At 26.7% G+C, this 18,865-nt stretch carries 16 protein-coding genes and 1 pseudogene; 10 read left to right on the forward strand and 7 right to left on the reverse strand.

Translation table 11 applies throughout. The features are described 5' to 3' along the window. The 3 genes and pseudogenes from ACRCZX_RS00250 to ACRCZX_RS00260 all read right to left on the reverse strand — a co-directional run. Positions 1–457: pseudogene (locus tag ACRCZX_RS00250) on the reverse strand (hypothetical protein); the annotation flags it as partial. 580 nt (positions 458–1,037) lie between these two features. After that, a complete protein-coding gene (locus tag ACRCZX_RS00255) occupies positions 1,038–1,589 on the reverse strand; it encodes a HutD family protein (protein ID WP_438580950.1) in 552 nt (183 codons plus the stop codon). Between the two features lie 7 nt (positions 1,590–1,596). After that, entirely contained in the window at positions 1,597–2,094 is a 498-nt protein-coding gene (locus ACRCZX_RS00260) for a sodium/glutamate symporter (RefSeq protein WP_438580965.1), read from the reverse strand. A 205-nt stretch (positions 2,095–2,299) separates the two neighbouring features. Here ACRCZX_RS00260 and ACRCZX_RS00265 point away from each other — a divergent pair, with 205 nt between their 5' ends. Then, positions 2,300–4,852 carry a flavocytochrome c gene (locus ACRCZX_RS00265; protein WP_438580951.1) on the forward strand — a complete coding sequence of 851 codons (2,553 nt, stop codon included), beginning with the start codon at positions 2,300–2,302 and terminating at the stop codon, positions 4,850–4,852. A gap of 144 nt (positions 4,853–4,996) precedes the next feature. Here the strand turns inward: ACRCZX_RS00265 and ACRCZX_RS00270 are convergent, their stop codons facing one another. Further along, a complete protein-coding gene (locus ACRCZX_RS00270) occupies positions 4,997–6,496 on the reverse strand; it encodes a SulP family inorganic anion transporter (RefSeq protein WP_438580952.1) in 1,500 nt (499 codons plus the stop codon). Positions 6,497–6,628: 132 nt separating this feature from the next. Between ACRCZX_RS00270 and ACRCZX_RS00275 the strand changes: the two genes are divergently transcribed. The 9 genes from ACRCZX_RS00275 to ACRCZX_RS00315 all read left to right on the forward strand — a co-directional run bounded on the left by ACRCZX_RS00275 (position 6,629) and on the right by ACRCZX_RS00315 (position 14,959). Further along, the gene (locus ACRCZX_RS00275) at positions 6,629–6,985 is read left to right on the forward strand and encodes an ArsR/SmtB family transcription factor (protein WP_438580953.1); all 357 of its coding nucleotides are present in this window, start codon (positions 6,629–6,631) and stop codon (positions 6,983–6,985) included. Positions 6,986–7,090: 105 nt separating this feature from the next. Beyond that, complete coding sequence (gene arsB, locus ACRCZX_RS00280; RefSeq protein ID WP_438580954.1) at positions 7,091–8,116, forward strand: ACR3 family arsenite efflux transporter; 1,026 nt, start codon at positions 7,091–7,093, stop codon at positions 8,114–8,116. A 19-nt stretch (positions 8,117–8,135) separates the two neighbouring features. Further along, entirely contained in the window at positions 8,136–9,764 is a 1,629-nt protein-coding gene (locus tag ACRCZX_RS00285; RefSeq protein WP_438580955.1) for an FAD-dependent oxidoreductase, read from the forward strand. Between the two features lie 296 nt (positions 9,765–10,060). Beyond that, on the forward strand, positions 10,061–11,095 hold the full coding sequence (locus ACRCZX_RS00290) for a methionine ABC transporter ATP-binding protein (protein WP_438580956.1): 1,035 nt from the start codon (positions 10,061–10,063) through the stop codon (positions 11,093–11,095). After that, positions 11,076–11,756, forward strand: a complete 681-nt coding sequence (locus tag ACRCZX_RS00295; RefSeq protein WP_438580957.1) for a methionine ABC transporter permease — start codon at positions 11,076–11,078, stop codon at positions 11,754–11,756. Before ACRCZX_RS00290 ends, ACRCZX_RS00295 begins: the two co-directional genes overlap by 20 nt. A 19-nt stretch (positions 11,757–11,775) precedes the next feature. Beyond that, a complete protein-coding gene (locus ACRCZX_RS00300) occupies positions 11,776–12,606 on the forward strand; it encodes a MetQ/NlpA family ABC transporter substrate-binding protein (protein WP_438580958.1) in 831 nt (276 codons plus the stop codon). A gap of 26 nt (positions 12,607–12,632) precedes the next feature. Further along, on the forward strand, positions 12,633–13,829 hold the full coding sequence (locus tag ACRCZX_RS00305) for a M20 family metallopeptidase (RefSeq protein ID WP_438580959.1): 1,197 nt from the start codon (positions 12,633–12,635) through the stop codon (positions 13,827–13,829). 107 nt (positions 13,830–13,936) lie between these two features. Next, on the forward strand, positions 13,937–14,524 hold the full coding sequence (locus tag ACRCZX_RS00310; protein WP_438580960.1) for an FMN-dependent NADH-azoreductase: 588 nt from the start codon (positions 13,937–13,939) through the stop codon (positions 14,522–14,524). A 9-nt stretch (positions 14,525–14,533) separates the two neighbouring features. Further along, on the forward strand, positions 14,534–14,959 hold the full coding sequence (locus ACRCZX_RS00315; protein ID WP_438580961.1) for a hypothetical protein: 426 nt from the start codon (positions 14,534–14,536) through the stop codon (positions 14,957–14,959). Positions 14,960–14,998: 39 nt separating this feature from the next. Here ACRCZX_RS00315 and ACRCZX_RS00320 read toward each other — a convergent pair whose 3' ends face one another. The 3 genes from ACRCZX_RS00320 to ACRCZX_RS00330 are packed head-to-tail and all read right to left on the reverse strand — an operon-like array spanning position 14,999 to position 18,596. Further along, positions 14,999–16,561: an ArnT family glycosyltransferase gene (locus ACRCZX_RS00320; RefSeq protein WP_438580962.1), complete on the reverse strand. Its 1,563-nt coding sequence runs from the start codon at positions 16,559–16,561 to the stop codon at positions 14,999–15,001. A gap of 9 nt (positions 16,562–16,570) precedes the next feature. Further along, positions 16,571–17,920, reverse strand: coding sequence for a sensor histidine kinase (locus ACRCZX_RS00325; RefSeq protein ID WP_438580963.1), 1,350 nt, complete (start codon positions 17,918–17,920; stop codon positions 16,571–16,573). A gap of 1 nt (position 17,921) precedes the next feature. Next, positions 17,922–18,596, reverse strand: a complete 675-nt coding sequence (locus ACRCZX_RS00330; protein ID WP_438580964.1) for a response regulator transcription factor — start codon at positions 18,594–18,596, stop codon at positions 17,922–17,924. Positions 18,597–18,865 lie beyond the last annotated feature (269 nt).

An 18,865-nucleotide genomic window follows, 5' to 3' on the forward strand; every position in this document is an offset into this window, starting at 1 on the left:
GCATTCCCGTTGCATTTTTTCCCGAAAGATTTATTTTTCCTGAATTTTCTATTTGATATTTTTCTGTTTCCCTAGAGAGGGTTGCTGTAGATTTCCCGTGGATCCCTACTGCTCCATCTCCAGTTAAAGTAATGGTTGCTTTACTTTCCACATTTGCATTAGTTGCAGTGATACCAACTAGATTTTTTTTATCTCCAGAAACAGTTCCTGCTACTACAAAATTTCCTCCTGTTAGATCATGGCCTTCATTTGTATAGTCTTTAGTTATAGTTTCTGTTGGTGTCGGTGTCGGTGTTGGTGTCGGTGTTGAAGAAGACCCACCACCACCACCGCCACCACAAGCTGTAAGTGAAAATGCAACTGTTCCTGTTATTAAAAATCTAACTATTGTTTCCATATTTAAAGAAACACGGTTCTTTAAACAACTTTTTAACCTTTTCTCTGTAATTCCCCTCATTAATTTCCCTCCAATATTTTTATAATATTTTTTTAAAATAAAAAAGTTCTAAAATAAAGTATACTATATTTAATATTCAATTAATACTTGAAATGTTTTTATTTTTTTATAAAAAAGTTTCAATAGCAAAAAATAAGTTCATAAAAAGAACAGGAGTAAACATTTGAAATTATTATAATGTAATAAATGGTTACTCAACTTCAATCATCTATTATTACTTTTTTAGTTCAAATTTTTCCAAATCCATTATCATTATAATCAATAGGGGTCTCATCAGGAAAACTCCTGATAATAACACTAAGGATTTTTGAAACACCATTTAAACCTTTGGTTCTATTAAGATTAGAAGCTTTTTTATTATTAAAAATTTAAATATTGTAACAAAAATAAAAGCTCAAGAAGAGATACAAAAAATAATGGGAAAAAGTTAAATGAAAAAATAGTTCAATTTGCAAGTATAGGAAAATCTTTAATTAAAGCTAAAGAGGAAGGGATAGTTTATACGGGTATTATATCAACATGACCCTTTCTTATAAACTTTAAATTCAAATACCGATAGTATCGAGAACGAAAAACACTTTTACCTAACTAGTAGAGTTTTATTATTTGAAAATTTTACTATTATAAAATTACCGTTTAATTTATACGAGCTTGAAAAATCTAAGAGTAAAAAATCATATTTTTGAAAATTTAAATTACAATTATTTATAAATAATATTGAAGCTTCTTCTGTGCTAAAAATAAAAACTTTTTCGCCTTTATTTTTATTTTTTACTGAAGAGTAATAACCATTTACTTCTTCGAAAGAAACTTCATAAAAATTAGAATTATAGATAACATTAAAATCTAAAACTAAATCTTCATTTTTTGATTTTACTTTATCTGAACCATCAAAATTGAAAACATTATTTTTATCTAAAAATATTTTTTTGTCACTATTTTTTTGAAGAATTACTTCATTTTCAAGAATTTTTAAAATTCTTTTATATCCTGTAAAATCTGAAAATACACTTTCTCCTGGATATATTTCAGCACAAGAGATACGAATGTTAAAATCATTTTGATCTTTGTATATTTCTCGAGTGATTCCACCACTCCATTTTTTCCCAAAAATATTTTTTATATTATTCATAAATCTCCTATTTAAAGATATTGATAGCGGTTATTATAATTGGCATTTGAAATATATCTATTAAAAATGCACCCGTTAAAGTTACAATTAAATATGGATTTGGAGTATAACCATGTCTCTCTGAAACTTCTCCCATATTCAACATAGCGTTTGTTGTAGCACCTAATCCTGACCCACACATTCCAGAAACCATAACAGCAGCATCATAATCTTTTCCCATAGCTTTAAATACTATTAAACTTGTAAATAAAGCCATAGATAGGAAAATATTCAAAGAAGTAATTCCTATAATATCAATAAGGTTTCTATTGATTTTAACAATATTGAATCTAATATTTAGATTATTAAAAATAATAGCAATAAACATAGCTCCAACATAAGATGGTAATGCTAAATTAAATATATTTTTTAATAAATCGGATGTACTTGTTCCAATCATCATAATTATAGATATAATTGCAATATGTTTTAAAAGTTCATCTGCTGTAATATTTCTAAACGAGATTGAAACTCAAATCGTTAAATCAACTTTACTCTAACCATAGTGGAATTTAAAACATTATTTGTATGCCTAACAATTATATCTGTTATTCTGATATACTCTATTGGTATCTTATCTAACAAAACTTGATTTTTTTATTTAAAAATTGACTTTCACCTTAGGGCATAGTGTATACTTTTTTTAGAAGTGAATATTATGGAGGATAATTATGAAAAAAGATTTATACTTAATAGGTGAAATCTCAAAAATAACTGGACTTTCAAATAAAACATTAAGATATTATGATGAAAATAATATTCTAAAACCAGATTATGTTGATCCAAATAATGGATATAGATATTATAGTGAATATCAAATTTTAAAATTGCAAAATATAATTACTTTGAAAAACAATGGATTCTCTTTAGAAGAAATTAAAAAGAAGTTTGATAAACGAAATTCAAAAGAGATAAACAGTTTTTTTTACGTGTATAAGCAGAAAATAGAAGATATAGAAATACAGATAGAAGCTTTAAAAGCTAGTAAAAAAAGACTTCAAAATCTTTTAGATGAATTTTCATATCTAGAAGTAGACAAGATTACATTAAAATGTTTACCTAAAAAATTTCTTTATAATTTAGATGTTATTACAAATAAAAATTTGAATAACTCTATTTTTGATATTTATAAAATTATTGAAGCTTCTGTTGAATGTGGAAGCGCTTATTTAGGAAAAAAATTTAAAATTGTCAATTCAGACAAATGTATTACAAAACAAATAAGTGAGTTTTTACTTTTTAAAAATGAAAACTTTTTAAAAAATGTTGAAAAAATTGAAAAGAATGAATATATTACAATAAAATACAGATATGGAAATAGAGAAAATGCATTAAAGAAAATTTTAGATTATATATCTTTAAACAAAATTAGTGTAGAACCATTTATTTACGAAGTTGAAATTATAAATTTATTTTTATCTGGAAATAAAAATGAGTATATAACAGAAATTCAGGTTCCAGTTAAAACAATACAATTTACGGTGGAAACAAAAATGAAAGATGGAAAATTTATAGGAGTTGGAAAAGGATATGGAGGAAATATTTCTGTAGAAATTGAAATTAATGATAATCTTTTAAAGAATATAGTTATTCTTTCTCATAATGAAACTAAAATAATTTCTGATCCAGCTTTTGTTCATATACCAAAATTAGTATTAGAAGCTAATAGTATTTTAGTTCCAAATGTTTCAGGTTGTTCTATGAGTTCAAGAGGGATTAGAGAAGCTCTAAAAAACGCTTTAATTGAAGCTGGAGAAAATTTAGATAAACTTGAAATTCAGATGCTTGAAGCTGAAAATTTAATTAAAATAGGTGATACAGGTAGTAAAAAATATATAAAGAAAATTGAAAATTTTGATGTCGTTATAGTTGGAGCAGGAGGAGCAGGCTTATCAGCAGCTATTTCAGCAGCGTCTAATGGAGCTAAAGTGGTTTTACTAGAAAAGATGTCATCAATTGGTGGAAATACTCTTATCTCTATGGGTGGAATAAATATTCCTGGAAATGATGCTCAGATAGAGAAAGATATTGAAGATTCAATAGAACTTTATAGAAAGGATATTCTTCTTGGTGGAGATAATGAAAATTATTCTGAACTTTTAGATATTTTTGTTAATGAAGCTTTACCTGCCTATAAATGGTTAAAAGATGAAATTAAGGTTTCTTTTAAAAATGAACTTATTCATTTTGGTGGTCATTCAGTCCCAAGAGCTGCAGTATTTTCTGGTAAATATGCGATTGAATTAATTGCAAAACTTAGAGCTCGAGCAATCTCCTTAGGAGTTGAAATTAAAACAGGAGTACGTTCTAAAGAGTTAATCAGTGATAGTGATTCAAGAGTGATTGGAATTTCAGCAACTATTGATGAAAAAAATGTTAAGTTTATGGCGAAACAAGGTGTTATTTTAGCAACTGGTGGTTTTAGTGGAAATATTGAGTTAAGAAAAAAATATAATCCAAATTTAGATGAAAGATATAAAACTACAAATATTAGTGGTATCACTGGTGATGGACATTTAATGTGTGAGAAAGTTGAAGCAGGTTTTCTGCAAATGGAATATATTCAAACCTTCCCAATTTCTAATCCTGAAACTGGAGAGCTATCTCATGTTGGTGGAAGTAGATTTGATGGAGCAATATTAGTAAACAAGTCTGGAGATAGATTTGTAGAGGAACTTGAAAGAAGAGATACTGTTTCAGAAGCTATACTTGAACAAGAAAATGGTGTTGCTTATTTAGTTTGGGGGGAAGAGATAGAATCAGTAACTAACTATGTTAGTAAAAATAAAGAAGAGATAGAAAGATTAAAAAATTCTAATTTGATATCAATATCAGAAACCTTGGAATCAGCGGCTAATTTTATGAATATTGACTCAAAAAATCTTTTAAAAACAATCGAAAAGTATAATGATTTTGTTAAGAATAAAAAAGATTTAGATTTCAATAGAAGAGGAACTCTTTTACCTATAATTAATGAACCGTTTTATATTCAAAAAGTTGCTCCTGCAGTTCATCATACAATGGGTGGAGTTCATATCAATAAAGAAAATCAGGTTCTTAATAAAGCAGGAGCTGTTATTGAAGGACTATTTGCAGCAGGTGAGATTGTTGGAGGACTTCATGGAACAAATAGATTAGGTGGAAATGCTATAACTGAAATAATTGTTTTTGGAAAAAGAGCTGGAGAAAATGTAGTGAAGTGCTCAAGAAAAAAGCAACTATAGTTTTGAAATAATTTCATAAAAAAGGAAAGAACCTCTGCGGGAAAACAGAGGTTCTTTGAGATAGACAGGATCTAAATACATTCGTGAAGCTGGTAGAGCTCTACTAGCTTATTAGGTTAGGAACTAGCCATAGAGCGTGGTAGTTCACTTACTTTCAATATTAATTTTTACAAAACTTTTAGCATTTTTTAAAAGTAACTTAGAGTCTAAATTTAAATTGATCAAATATAGCTTTTTTCCATTCTGTTCGTATTTTTCTGTTAAAGAGTTTAGTGCTTCAATAGCAGAATGGTCTTTAATACTTGAATTTTTAAAATCAATAACTACTTTTTCAGAATCATTTTTTATATCAAAAATTTCTTTAAAATAAGTTGCTGAACCAAAGAATAAAGGTCCATCTAGTTTGTAATGTTTAACACCATCTATCAATTTAACCGTTGCAGAGATTTTTTTACCTTTTTCCCAAGCAAAAGTTAAAGATGATATAATAATTCCTAAAATAACAGCAACTGCTAAATCTTCAAAAACTGTAACTAAAGTTACTATTATTATTACAACAGCATCTTTTTTTGGAATTCTTTTTATAATTTTAATTGAACTCCAAGCAAAAGTTTCAATAACAACGATAAACATCACACCAACAAGTGCAGCTAAAGGAATAATTTCAATTACTTTTGAACCAAAAAGAACAAAGATTAAAAGTGATACTCCCATAGCAACTCCAGAAGCTCGGCCTCTTCCACCAGAAGTAATATTAACTATTGATTGTCCAATCATAGCACATCCACCAGTTCCTCCTAAAAATCCATTTAGTAAGTTACCAATTCCTTGACCAACACACTCTTTGTTACTACTTCCTCTTGTATCAGTTAAATCATCAACTAAAGATAAAGTTAATAGTGATTCAATTAAACCAACAAGTGTTCCTATTACAGCATAAGGAAATGTTATCTTTAATGTTTCAAAATTTAGTGGCAAATTTGGAACATGAAACTTTGGTAGTCCTGCTGCTAAAGGTTCACCAGCAAAATCTCTAACATTTGGGATATCTATTCCAAATCTCATCGCAAGATATGAAAGTATTGTTGTAATAATGATTGCAGCTAAAGATGAAGGAATTGCTGCTGTAAGCTTTGGGAGATAATGAGTTACTAACATTGTAATTAAAACTAAACCTATCATTACAAAAAGTTGAGAACCCTGCATCCAATTTGAATTACCTAAAGCATCTTTTACTTTAAATTGTCCTAGTTGTGCAGTAAAAATAACTATAGCTAATCCATTTACAAAACCAAGCATTACTGAGTGAGGAATCATTCGAGAGAATTTACCCCATTTAAAAATACCAATTAAAATTTGAATAATCCCCATTAAAACTACAGTAGCAAAAAGATATTCAACTCCATGCTTTAAGATTAATTCAGCAAACACAACAGCAATAGAGCCAGCTGCTCCTGAAATCATTCCAGGACGTCCTCCAAACAAAGCTGCAACAACTCCAATTATAAAAGATGTATGTAATCCTACAATAGGAGATAAACCCGCTACAAAAGCAAATGCAACTGATTCAGGTACCATAGCTAAAGATGTTGTTATACCTGCTAAAATATCATTTTTTAAATCTTTAAATTTTTTCAAATCCATAAATCCTCCATTTTTTTAATTATAAAAATTAAGTATATCATATTATCCTAATAGTTTAAAATGTATTTACATAAACTTAAAAATGTGATATAAAAATATACATGAGTTAATAATCATTCGAGGAGAGAACATATGGAAACTTTAGAAATATTAAAATCATTGTCAGATTGTAATAGATTAAGAATTCTTAATTTATTAAAAGAAGTTAATAGAGCTTGCAACTGTGACTTAGAAGAAGTTTTAAAATTAAATCAATCAAATACTTCTAGACATATTACAAAATTGAAAAAGGATAAAATAATAAATTGTGAAAAAATAGGAAAATGGTCATATTATTCTTTGAATTTTGAAACAATAGAAAAATATCCTTTTATTTTAAATGTTTTAAACTATTTAAATGAAGATATTTTTCTTCAAGATAGAAAAAATCTTATAAAATTTTTAGAATTCAAAAATCATTGTATAAATTCAGAAGATAAACAAAACTAAATTAGAAATTCGTAATATACTTATTTACAAAACAAAATATTTATGTTAATATAAAAAACATATGAGTATGTAGTCATGTATAAACGAAAATATTTAGGAGGAAATATGGGATTTTTTGAAAGATATCTATCTGTTTGGGTAGGAATATGTATAGTTTTAGGTGTTGCAATCGGAATATTTTTACCAGTTGTACCAGAAACACTAGCTCTTTTTGAATATTCAAGAGTATCAATACCAGTAGCAATATTAATTTGGTTAATGATATATCCAATGATGTTAAAAATTGATTTTACATCTATAGTTCATGCTACAAAAAATATAAAAGGTCTAGCAGTTACTACAATTACAAATTGGTTGGTTAAACCATTTACAATGTATCTAATATCGGTTTTATTTTTTAAAGTAATTTTTAAAAGTTTAATACCTTTAAATTTAGCAGATGAATATATAGCAGGAGCAGTGCTTTTAGGAGCAGCACCATGTACAGCAATGGTTTTTGTTTGGAGTCAACTTACAAAAGGAAATCCAGCTTATACATTAGTTCAAGTTGCAGTAAATGATTTGATACTACTAGTAGGATTTGTACCTATTGTAGGATTTTTATTGGGAATAAGTAATATTTTTGTTCCATATGATACTTTGATACTTTCAGTGCTATTATTTGTAGTTATTCCACTTTTTTTCGGAATAATATCAAGACAACTTGTTATTAAAAATAAAGGTTTAGATTATTTCAAAAATGTTTTTGTAAAGAAATTTGATAAAATAACAATAACTGGATTATTATTAACATTAACAATAATTTTTTCTTTCCAAGGAAAAAAAATTATTGATAATCCTTTGGATATTTTATTAATTTCAATACCATTAACAATTCAAACATTCTTTGTTTTCTTCTTTTCTTATGGATGGGCAAAAGTGTGGAAATTACCACATGAAATAGCTTCACCAGCAGCTATGATAGGAGCAAGTAATTTCTTTGAATTAGCAGTAGCAGTATCTATTTCATTATTTGGTTTAAATTCAGGAGCAACTTTGGCAACAGTAGTTGGAGTTTTAGTTGAAGTTCCTGTTATGCTTATCTTAGTAAAAATTTCAAATAAAACAAAAGAATATTTTGTAAAAATTTAGGTAAATCTTAGGAGGAAAAATGAAAATAATCGTAGTTGGCGCTGTTGCAGCGGGGACATCAGTAATTGCAAAAGCACGTAGAAATAGTGAAACTGTAGAGATAGTTGCTTATACTTCAGGAGGAGATATCAGTTATTCTGGCTGTGGAATTCCATATTATATAGGTGAAGATTATATAAAGAGAGGAAATTTAACACCGAGAGATGCAGAGTGGTTCGAAAGTCGTTTTAATATGAAACTGAATACGAATCACAAAGTAATATCTGTAAATAAAGAAAATAAAACTATAGAAATTCAGAATGAATTAACAGGAGATATTTTCGAAGATAGCTATGACAAACTAGTTATCACAACAGGAGCTAGACCTAGAAAAATAGAATTTAATAATGAAAATATTTTTTATATAAGAGATATTGAAAATGGAGATAGATTAAAAAGTTTTATATTAGAAAAAAATCCTAAAAAAGCTCTTATAGTTGGATCTGGATATATAGGTCTTGAGATGGCAGAAAATTTAGCACACAGAGGAATTGAAGTAACTATTATTGAAATGTCAAATACGATAGGAAGAGTTGATGCAGACTTAAGTTTATATTTAGAAAAATATTTAGCTAAAAAAAATGTTAATCTAATTTTAAATGATAAAATTAAAACTATTTCAGAAGATGGAAAAAATATTACAACATTTAATGGAAAAAATATTGCAACAGATTTTATAGTAGCTGCAATTGGAGTAACTCCAAATGTCGAATTTTTAGAATCAGCAGGAATTGAACTTGGAAAAAATGGTGCTATTAGAGTAAATAAATATCTTGAAACAAGCTTAACCGATATATATGCTGCTGGTGATTGTGCAACTTCATACTCATTATTAACAGGAGAAGAAACTTATATTCCTTTAGGTTCAACTGCTAATAAAATGGGACGTATTTTAGGAGATAGATTAACTAGAGGAACTTTAGAATTTAAAGGTATTTTAGGAACATCAATTTTTAAAGTATTCAACATGGCTTTTGCCGCAACAGGTTTAAGTGAATTAGAAGCTCTAAACAGAGGTTATTCTATCGAGGTTATTCACAATATAAAATCGAATGCAACAGAGTATTTAGAAACTTCTAGAGAGATGATTATAAAAGCTATTGCTGATAAAAAAACAGGAAAACTTTTAGGAGTACAAATATTAGGTGAAAATGGTGTAGATAAAAGAATAGATGTTTTTGCAACACTTTTAAGCTTCGGAGCAACTGTAGACGCATTATTCCACTTAGATTTAGCTTATGCTCCACCGTTCTCAACAACAAAAGACCCTGTTATCTATACTGGAATGATTTTGAATAATGCTATAAATGGAAAAAATAAAATTATAACTCCTAAAGAGTTAAATGAAAAGAGAGAGGAATTTTTAGTTATAGATGTGAGAAGTAATCTTCAATATAATGCTGCTCATATAGATGGTGCTCAAAATATACCTTTAGAAAATTTAAGAGATAGTTTAAAAGAACTAGATATACATAAAAAAATAGCTGTTCATTGCAACAAAGGTGTTACAGGAAATATGGGTCAAAATATCCTTTTAAATTCAGGGTTTGATGCATATAATATATCTGGTGGATATTCAAATTATTCTATTTTGAATAAAAATAAATAAAATAAAATTTGACTAATAAATTTTCATATGTTAAGATAACTAAAATAATTTATCAAAGGAGTGGTTTAGATGAAAAAGTATAATTTAATATCAAAAACGACAATGATGAATATGATGCCTATGGGAGTTTGTACCAAAAATTAATTATTTAATTTTGGGACGAACTCATTTTCGCTTAGAAAAGAGAACTCCCAAGGAATAAAGTTGTTAACATAAAGCTTGGGATTAAATCTCAAGCTTTTTTTTATACTATTTTTCTAAAAAAATTAAATTATAAAATTATTTGGAGGCTTATTATGATAGAACTTAGAAATATTATTAAAACTTATGAAACTAAAGGACAAAAAGTAGAAGCATTAAAAGAGTTTTCTTTTAATTTTAAAAAAGGAGAAATAACTGGAATTATAGGATATTCTGGAGCTGGTAAAAGTACTTTACTCAGATGTATAAACTTATTAGAAATTCCAAGTTCTGGAGAAGTTTTAATAAATGGCGTGGAATTAAATTCTTTAACACAAAAAGAACTTAGAGAAAAAAGAAAGAAAATTGGAATGATATTTCAGCATTTTAATTTGATGAAAAGTAGAACAGTTTATAAAAATATAGCGTATCCATTAAAGGGAAGTGGTCTTTCAAAAGTTGAGATAGATAAAAGAATAAACGAACTTTTAGAGTTAGTGGGATTAAAAGATAAAAAAAATAGCTATCCTTCACAACTATCAGGAGGACAAAAACAAAGAGTTGGAATTGCAAGAGCTTTAGCTAATAAACCAGATATTATACTTTGTGATGAAGCAACTTCAGCGTTAGACCCAGAAACAACAGTTTCAATTCTAAAACTTTTGAAAAAAATAAATAAAGAGTTAGGAGTAACAATAGTTTTAATAACTCATCAAATGAATGTTATTAAAGAGATTTGTGACAGTCTTATTGTTATGAAAGATGGATTTGTAAAAGAAGAGGGAGATATTATAGATATTTTTTCAAACCCGAAAGAAGCTATAACAAAGAAATTTCTTTCTTCTGTTTTCAATAATGATAAAATTTATAATTACTTAGAAAATGTTGCTATTAAAACGAATGAAAAAGTTATAAAACTAGCTTATGTTGGAAATGCAGCAGAAGAAGCATATATATCTAAAATATCCAGAAATTTTAATGTAGATGCAAGCATTTTATTTGGAAATATTGAAATAATTAAAGAAACAGCGATTGGAAATTTAGTTGTAAAATTTAAAGGCTTAGAAGAAAATATTTTAAACTCAATTCATTATTTATCTCAAAACAATATATATACGGAGGTATTAAAAGATGGTAGAAAGACTATATAACTATTTTGAAAATGTAATTCAGTATGGAGATGAAATGGTTCGTGCTATTGGTGAAACATTGGTGATGGTTTCTATATCAGGAATAATCTCAACTTTAATCGGTCTAACAATGGGTGTTGTACTTGTTATAACAAAAAAAGATGGTATCTTAGAAAATAGATTCATCAATAATATATTAGGAAAATTTATTAATATTTTTAGATCTATTCCATTTGTAATTTTGTTAGCAGCACTTATACCAGTAACAAGATTTTTTATGGGAACAACCATAGGATTAAAAGGAGCAATTGTTCCACTTATATTTGGATCTGCACCATTTGTTGCAAGACAAATAGAATCAGCATTATTAAGTGTCGATTCAGGTGTTATAGAAGCAGCACACTCAATGGGTTCAACACCTTTTGAAATTATTTATAGAGTTTTACTAAGAGAAGCTTTGCCTGAAATTATTTATTCACTTATTATAACTACAGTTAGTTTAATTGGTTTTTCTGCAGTAGCAGGAACTGTTGGAGGAGGTGGCTTAGGAGATTTTGCAATTAGATATGGTTATCAACATTTCAAGACAGATATTATGATAGTAACAATTGTAATTTTAGTAACATTGATAACAGCTATTCAATGGTCGGGAGAAAAAATATTAAGTAAAATAAAAAAATAAAAATCTAGGAGGAGAATATATGAAAAATTTTAAAAGTCTAAAGGCTATTTTATTGTTTATTATTTTTATAGTAATATTTGTAGGATGTGGAAAATCAGAGGTTTCTCAAAATAGTAGCGGAAAAAAAATTGTTAAATTAGGAATTAGTGGTGATGAAAACATTATTTGGGAAAATGTTAAAGCTATATTAGCTAAAGAAAATATTGAACTTAAATTTATTAATTTTTCTGATTACATAAGACCTAATTTAGCTTTAGAAGAAAAAGAGTTAGATATAAATGCTTTTCAAACAGAGATATATTTTGATAAATTTAAAACTGAGCATAAATTATCTATAGTAAATTTAGGATATACTGTTTTAGCTCCAATGGGAATATATTCTAAAAAAATTACAGAATTATCTCAACTTAAGAATAAAGCTACAATTGCTATTCCTAATGATATTTCAAATGGTGGACGAGCATTACTACTACTTCAAGATGCTGGAATAATAGAGTTAGACAAAACAGCGGGAGTGTTTCCAAGAGTTAGAGATATAGTTAGTAATCCTAAAAATATAAAAATTGTTGAACTTGTTGCAACACAGATTCCGAGATCAATCGAAGATGTAGATGCTGCAGCAATAAATAATGGAGTAGCAGTTGAAGCTGGATATTCACCATTGGCTGATTCTATATTTATCGAGGACTTTAAAAATGAAAGATTGAAGCCATACTTTAATATTATTGCTTCTAGAGAAGATAATCAAAATAATCCTGAAATAAAAAGAGTTTTAGAAATTTATCAAACTCCTGAGAATAAAAAAATAATAGATGATTATTATAAAGGTTCATCAATAGCTGTATTCTAAAAATAAAAAAAATGGAGATGAGTAAAATGGAAAATAAAATTATAGATTTTTTAAATAAGAATAGAAAAGAGTTTATCGGTTTAAGTCAAAGTATTCATAAAAATCCAGAAATTGGAAATGAAGAATATTTTGCTGCAGAGTTGTTAACTAACTATTTAGAATCGAAAGGATTTTCTATAGAAAGAGATATTGCAGGTCATAAAACAGGATTTATAGCTCGAAAGCAATCTATTCATGGCGAATCACCTAAAATAGCTTTTTTAGCAGAATATGATGCGTTACCAAATTTAGGGCATGCTTGTGGGCATAATATTATAGGAAGTATTAGTGTTGCAGGAGCAGTGGCTCTTGGTGAGGTTTTAAATACGCTTCCAGGCGAAATAGTAGTTTATGGTTGTCCATCTGAAGAGGGTGGTGTAAATGGAAGTGCTAAGGGCTCTTTTGTAAGAGAGAATCTTTTTTTAGGAATAGATGTAGCAATGATTATTCATCCTGCAAGTCAAAACTCTATAACAAATAAAAGTTTAGCTGTAAATCCTCTAGATTTTGAATTTTTTGGAAAATCTTCTCATGCAGCAGGATCACCAGAAAATGGCAGAAATGCTCTTGATGCTCTTTTGCATTTTTTTACTGGAATAGCAAGTTTAAGACAACATGTAAAATCGGATGTAAAAATTCATGGTATAATAACTCATGGTGGAGATGCTCCAAATATAATTCCAGATTATACAAAAGCTAGATTTTATATTCGTGCAGCTACAAAATTAAGTTGTGACAATGTTACAAATAGGATTTTATCTATAGCTGAAGGAGCAGCTATAATGACTGGGTGTAAAACAAAAGCTACAAGTTTTCAAAATAGGGTTGATAATATGGTGAGAACAGATTACTTCGATGAGTTATATGTTAAAACTATGGCTAAATTAGAAGTTGAAGTTTCAACAGTTTTAAAAAATGGAATTGGGTCGACAGATGTTGGAAACGTAAGTCATATAATACCAACAATTCATCCAAATATTAAGATTTGTGATTCAAATATATCAGGACATACTCATGAGTTTGAAAAAGCCGCAGGATCTATTGAAGGAGATAATGCTGTGATACTAGGTGGAAAAGCTTTAGCGCTACTAGGATTAGAGTTAATACAAAATTCAGCAGAGTTAAAAAAAGTAAAAGAGAGTTTTGAGAAAAGTATTAGAGCTGCTGGTTTTTCTGAAGAATAATCTAATGCTAAATGATGTGCTAAGATTAATTATTGCTAAGAAATAAAGGAATATTATAGGTTGCTTTGAAAAATATTATATAAATAAATTTTGAAGGAGTATAAATTATGAAAGTATTGTGTATTTTAGCTAATCCTAAGCCTATAGAAGAATCATACAGTAAAAGAGCCTGTATGGAATTTGTAAATGAATATAAAAAAACAAATCCAGATCATGAATTAGTAGTTTTAGATTTATATGAAAAACAGCAAGAACACTTAAGTTATGAAAATTTGAGTAATGCTATGAAAAACTATTCTAATAAAATGACTGATGAGGCAAATTATTTTTCTAGTTTTGATAAGTACATAGTATGTTCTCCTATGTGGAATTTGACGGTTCCTTCAATTCTGAAATCTTATATAGATCATATAATAGTGAAAGGAATAACATTTAAATATAGTTCAAAAGGAATCCCAAGTGGGATGTTAAAAAATAAAAAAGTTATATATATTGGAAGTAGAGGTGGAGCTTATCCTTTTCCTTTATCATTGATTGCTTGGGATGATAAGTATATTCGTTTTATTTTTAAATTTATAGGAATTAAAGATTTTAAAAAAATAATTTTCCAAAACACAGACAAAGACCCTATAAAAGCAGCAGCAAAATTTCCAGATTTTTTAAATAAAATAAAAGAATATAGTATAAATTTTTAGGAGGATATTATGAAAAAAATATTTGTACTGATGCTAGTACTTTCATCATTAGCAAATGCTGAATTGAAAGATGGTAGATATACCTCTAAAACTGATAAGACTATTTGGTTTTGGTATCCTTATACAGAGATGACTGTTAAAAATGGAGAAATTATTAGTGTTTACCATGATAGAGTTAAAAATGATGGCAGTAAAGCATCTGAAGATGAAAGCTATAATAAAAGTATGGGAAAAAAACAGAATGTTAATCCAGCACTTTATTCAAAGTTAATACCAGAAAACTATTTTAAAGCTGGAAAAAATCTTGAAACAATGGATTTAGCAGCAGGAGCAACAGATTCGGTGAATCACTTTAAAAAACAGATGAAAATGTTGATTCAAAAAGCAGAAACAGAAGGACCTGGAGATTATATAATAAAAAAATCAGAGCTATAAAAAATCTCCTCATTTAAAAAACTAAGTGAGGAGATTTTTTTATTTTTGTTTTGAAATTTTATAAAGATAAACAAGCTTGTTACTATTATCAAACTCAGTATAAGAATTTTTGAATTCTATTTTATAAAAATCTTTTATAGTTAATTCATTTTTTTTAGATAGAATATAAAATTCATCTTCTAAAATAGTATTTTCTGTTAGAGTATGAATATTTTGCCCAACGCTCCAAACGTTTTCAATAGAAAAATCTTCTGAATATATTTTATATTTTAAATCTGTTTTTTGTAAAACATCAAGATTTTGAATTAAAATATCTTTTTTACTTCTAAATTCTTTTTCAATAATCCATGTTAAATTTGAATTTACAATTATAAGTAAAAGACCACTTATATAAATAATGTTTTTCTTAAAGATATTTTTATCGCTAAGGCTAGATTTTAAAATATAAATTAGTATTACTAAAAATGGTAATGCTAAGTAAAATAAATTCTGTTTTTTCCAAAGTATAATTCCAATACTTCCAATAGCAACAGTTGATATAAAAATAGTCTGAATATAAAATAAAACTTTATCATATTTGTTTAAAATATTCCAATCAGTTTTTAGATAATAATTTAATACAACTCCTATAGGAAGAGTAGAAACAATATAAAGTGGAAATCCATAACGTTCTTTTTTCATTTTGATAAAAGAGATAAGTAAAAAAGTTAAAAAAGACCATAATATTCCAAATTTAAAAAATCTATTTTCATTTTTATTATGAAATGTCCATTTTTTAAAAAATGTAAAAATTGAAAAGAAAATCCAAACTCCCATAAATAAAAAATAATTAAAATAGAAAAAGAAACTTTTAACATGGTTGTTAGACCAAGTATTTTTTTCTTTATTCATAACTGATAAAAAGAGTTCTTTATTTTCAATTATCATAGCAATAGGCCATATAGAAGCTAATAGCAATCCAATTATAAAGTACAAACTAATTTTCTTTTTATTTTTCATAATATTTTTAGTTCCATAAGCTACTATATAAGAGATAGTAAATGGTAAAAACATACCATATATTGGAACAGGTCCTTTACTTAGTAAAGAAAATGCTAAAAGAATGCCTGCAACTATAATATCAAAATATCCTTTTGTACCAATACTTTTAAGAAAAAATGCAATTGACCCAACCATAAAAATATATGGATATGCGTCCCAAGCATTTTCAGCTCCAACTTTTGTTAACATAAAAGTTGTTGTAGCAATAAAAGCTGAAAGAAATGCAAGTGTATCATCTTTTGAAAGTTCTTTAACTAGCTTATAGATAAAATATATTAGAAGAACGGATGTTAAAGCAATAGGAATTCGTAACAACCATTCATCAGAAAAGTTTCCTGTTATCTTCATAGTAATTGCTGTAAACCAAGTTGGTAAAGGAGGTTTTTCAAAACGATAATTACCATTTAATGTGGTAACAATCCATTCATTATTTTTTACAATTTCTCTAGCAGTAATAAAATTTCTAGATTCCATTAAATCTGCTTTTCTTACCCAAAGAGTGCTGAAAAATGAAATAAAGCTGAGTGTAACCAAATATAATTTTTTATTGTTCTGAAACATAAAATCCTCCTAGAGTTTTAAATTAAAAAATAAATGAACAGTTGTACCTACATTTAAATTACTTTGTATATCTATACTTACTTTCAAAATATTAAGAATTCTTTTTACTATAGACATTCCTAATCCGTGTCCTTCAATATTTTTACTACGAGATTTATTAGCTCTATAAAACCGATCATAAATATGATTCAAGTCATCTTTTTTCATTCCGATTCCATGGTCTTCGATGGTTAAAATCACTTTATTTTGTTCAGAAATATTATTAATACTAATATTAATAACCTTATCATTTCCATATTTAATTGCATTTTCCAATAAGTTTTTAATAAGTAGTTTGATTAGACTTTCATCAGACTCTAGAATAGTATATTCAGGTATAAAAGTAATATTAGAATTAGGATATTGAAATTTTAAATTTGAAATGCATCCTAAAACAACTTCAGATAATTCAATTTCAGAAATATTACTTTTAATTTCAGATTCTTTCGCTATAAAAAGTAATTTTTCAATAAGCAAATTCATTCCATTTGTTTCTTCTTCTATAGAAACCAAAGCTTCATTTAAGATTTCAGGATCACTTTTACCCCATCTTTTAATCATATCAATATAACCTCTAACTATAAAAAGAGGTGTTTTTAATTCATGAGATGAGTTGTGAACAAATTCAATTTGCTTTTTATTTTGTTCGTCTAATCTTATCAGCATCTCTTCATAGGAATCTAAAATATGATCAAACTCTTTAAAATAATTTGTAGGTCGAATAAGATTTAAATTTTCTAAAGTAATATTAGAATTTAGATTTTCTATAAGTGAAAGCTGCTGATTAACTTTATTTAAAAGATGATTAAATGTAATAGCAGAAATTAAAATACAAATAATAAGACCAAACATAAATATATAAATCATATTAAAGAAAAAGTTTTTTTCAACACTCAAATTTTTAATAAGTGTAACTGTAAATGTTTCACCATCTTTATTAACTAAGTTATTTTTTAAAATTATATAGCCATAGTTATTAATATTCATAACTTTGTCTTCAACTGAATATTTTAAATAATTTTTATTTTCAGTTTCAGAATAAAAATTGTTTTTATACTCTATAGTTATTTCAGAATCTTTAAGATTTACATTTTCATCTCGAAGTTCAGCAATTAAATCACCATTGAAAATTTCAAAAGTTTTAGAGCTAGATTCTTCTAGAATTTCAAATTTTAAAAAAGACATAGCATTTCTCAAAGATAATTTTGAAGTATTAATTAAATACTTACCAGTTATAGACAAAGATATTCCTAAAACAAAAATAAATAAACATATAATTCCAAAAGAAATATGTTTTAAAGTTTGAGATAATGCTTTCAATTTAACACTCCTTTTTTAATGAATATCCAAAACCACGAATTGTTTTAATATAATCACTATTTGGATCAATTTTTTTTCGTAATGATTTTATGTACATGTCAATTATTTTACCATCACCGAAATAGTCATATCCCCAAACATTTTCTAAAATATTTTCTCGAGTTAAAACTAAATTTTTATTTATTATTAAGTAGTGTAAAAGATTATATTCTGTTTTAGTAAGAGTAATACTACAACCATTTACATTGACTTCTTTTGTACTTAAATCAAGAGATATATTTTCAAATTTTAATATTTTTTTATCAACAAGAGTGTGTTTATTTCTAAAAATTACTCTCATACGTGCTAATAACTCTGCAATAACAAAGGGTTTTGTGATGTAGTCATCAGCTCCTAAATCTAATAAAGTAATTTTACTAAAAATTTCATCTTTAGCAGTTAAAACAATAATAGGAATATCAGATTCTAATCGAACTATTTTACAAATTTCTTCTCCACTTAAAATTGGAAGCATCAAATCAAGCAGAATAAGTGAATAGTTATTTTTTCGAAATAAATTTAATCCAATTTCTCCATTTTGAGCTAAATCTATATTATACCCTTCATGAATTAATTCAAGTTCTAAATATCGTCTTATTTTAGGATCATCTTCTATAATCAATATATTTTTTTTCAATTTTTACACCTTCCCCATATTATATACTTTAATAGCTATAGTATAAAGGAAAAAAGTAAAAAAATGGTAAAAATTATTATAAATTAAAAAAATTTACTAAAAATTTACTTTTTAAATTTATAATAATAAAAAAGAATCTGTTAACTAAAGATGAAAAATAGGTCCAATTCCTAAAAAAGGGATAAAGATTTTCGACTTGAAATATTTTTGTAAAAAAATGATATCACAAAAAGACATAGCTTGTCTATGCCTTAAAAAGAATATTCTTT

It is taken from the genome of Cetobacterium sp., from assembly GCF_051658645.1.
In the GTDB taxonomy this organism is placed as follows: domain Bacteria; phylum Fusobacteriota; class Fusobacteriia; order Fusobacteriales; family Fusobacteriaceae; genus Cetobacterium_A.

Bases quoted from the DNA above. Each gene is read 5' to 3' on its own strand.
- ACRCZX_RS00255 (WP_438580950.1), bottom strand. From the start codon at position 1,589: ATGAATAATATAAAAAATATTTTTGGGAAAAAATGGAGTGGTGGAATC.
- ACRCZX_RS00265 (WP_438580951.1), top strand. From the start codon at position 2,300: ATGAAAAAAGATTTATACTTAATAGGTGAAATCTCAAAAATAACTGGA.
- ACRCZX_RS00270 (WP_438580952.1), bottom strand. From the start codon at position 6,496: ATGGATTTGAAAAAATTTAAAGATTTAAAAAATGATATTTTAGCAGGT.
- ACRCZX_RS00275 (WP_438580953.1), top strand. From the start codon at position 6,629: ATGGAAACTTTAGAAATATTAAAATCATTGTCAGATTGTAATAGATTA.
- arsB (WP_438580954.1), top strand. From the start codon at position 7,091: ATGGGATTTTTTGAAAGATATCTATCTGTTTGGGTAGGAATATGTATA.
- ACRCZX_RS00285 (WP_438580955.1), top strand. From the start codon at position 8,136: ATGAAAATAATCGTAGTTGGCGCTGTTGCAGCGGGGACATCAGTAATT.
- ACRCZX_RS00290 (WP_438580956.1), top strand. From the start codon at position 10,061: ATGATAGAACTTAGAAATATTATTAAAACTTATGAAACTAAAGGACAA.
- ACRCZX_RS00295 (WP_438580957.1), top strand. From the start codon at position 11,076: ATGGTAGAAAGACTATATAACTATTTTGAAAATGTAATTCAGTATGGA.
- ACRCZX_RS00300 (WP_438580958.1), top strand. From the start codon at position 11,776: ATGAAAAATTTTAAAAGTCTAAAGGCTATTTTATTGTTTATTATTTTT.
- ACRCZX_RS00305 (WP_438580959.1), top strand. From the start codon at position 12,633: ATGGAAAATAAAATTATAGATTTTTTAAATAAGAATAGAAAAGAGTTT.
- ACRCZX_RS00310 (WP_438580960.1), top strand. From the start codon at position 13,937: ATGAAAGTATTGTGTATTTTAGCTAATCCTAAGCCTATAGAAGAATCA.
- ACRCZX_RS00315 (WP_438580961.1), top strand. From the start codon at position 14,534: ATGAAAAAAATATTTGTACTGATGCTAGTACTTTCATCATTAGCAAAT.
- ACRCZX_RS00320 (WP_438580962.1), bottom strand. From the start codon at position 16,561: ATGTTTCAGAACAATAAAAAATTATATTTGGTTACACTCAGCTTTATT.